The sequence below is a fragment of the Nitratireductor indicus C115 genome, assembly GCF_000300515.1.
Taxonomy (GTDB): domain Bacteria; phylum Pseudomonadota; class Alphaproteobacteria; order Rhizobiales; family Rhizobiaceae; genus Nitratireductor; species Nitratireductor indicus.
Map to the genome: position 1 here is coordinate 1 of NZ_AMSI01000056.1, position 1,209 is coordinate 1,209.

The 1,209-nt window shown below is 59.8% G+C and carries 1 protein-coding gene; it reads right to left on the reverse strand.

All coding sequences use genetic code 11. The annotated features are described in order from the left end of the window. Positions 1-72 precede the first annotated feature (72 nt). Positions 73-1,209, reverse strand: a 1,137-nt coding sequence (locus tag NA8A_RS24175; RefSeq protein WP_009453076.1) for a tyrosine-type recombinase/integrase, incomplete at its 5' end; no start/stop codon positions are given.

Here is a 1,209-nt window from a genome sequence, read left to right on the forward strand (position 1 = left end):
AACCGGGGTGCAAGGATTTGCAGAACTCGCCCAAGCATTGATTTCAAACGGCTTTACGCCCTCATGTTGCGCCTATGTCGCATTGGAAAGCAGCGCATTCGCAGCGTCGGCAAGTTCCTTCCCGTCATCACCACGCGGGAAAAGATGCCCATAGGTGTCGTATGTCATGGTGATGGAGCCATGCCCCATGCGGTCCTGAACCTCTTTCGGGTCAAGGCCTAAGCCGCCCATCTCCCTGCGATTGATGCACCACGAAGCATAGAAATGCCGAAGGGCATGGAGGCCGGTATATTTGGCCTTTCCATCCTCTGTCACGATGCCCGCGTTCTTCATCGCCGGGATGAGCCCCTTATTGATGATGTTCGTGTGTGACCGTGGCTCGCCATCGGGATTGGCAAACACCAGAGTGGGCGCCCGCCCTAGTTTCAGCTTGTGCTCTTTCAGCGCATTGATGACGTGAGGCGGCACGGGAATGGTGCGCTTGCCAGCGTGAGACTTCGGCGCTCCGATCTGCCCGAACTCATCCGCCCGTTGGTTCACACTGATTCGCGATCCATCCAGATCCACATCCGACCAGCGCAGGCCCCTCAATTCTGAGGAACGCATTCCGGTAAAGACCGCCGTCACCAGCAAGGGACGCCAGTGACCGCTCAGGGAGGCAAGGAGAGCCTTGATCTCTTCCGGTGTGGGAATATCGACACCGACCTCCAATCGCCGCTGCTGACGCTTCTCTGCCCGCGCATCACGCCCCTTGCGTCGACTGCGCATATCCCTGACGGGGTTCCGGGTGGCGAGCCCTCGCTCAGCTGCATCCGAAAGAATTGATCCGAGCGAAGTCAGAACCTTCCTGATCATCACAGGAGACCGGTCTTCCGCCCTGAGCTTATCCTCGAAATCGCGCACGGTCGGCACGGTCAGCTTCGACAGCAGCGCCTCCCCGATGAACGGCTCAATGTGATGCTCGAGATGCTGCCGGCGCTGATTGATGGTGGATCGCTCGAGCCCCGCCGCTTCACCACTGGCTATCCAGAGCTGCCCGGCCTTCTGGACCGTCACCGTCTCCCGGTCGGCCACGTGGGTGCCCTCTCGCACCTCAACCGATGCCGTGGCCGCGAACTGGTCGGCATCCTTCTTTAGCTTGAAGGTCTTCAGCCGGCGCTTGCCCTTGGTGTCCACATAGTCAACGACCCAGGCGGTTTTCTCTTCGCC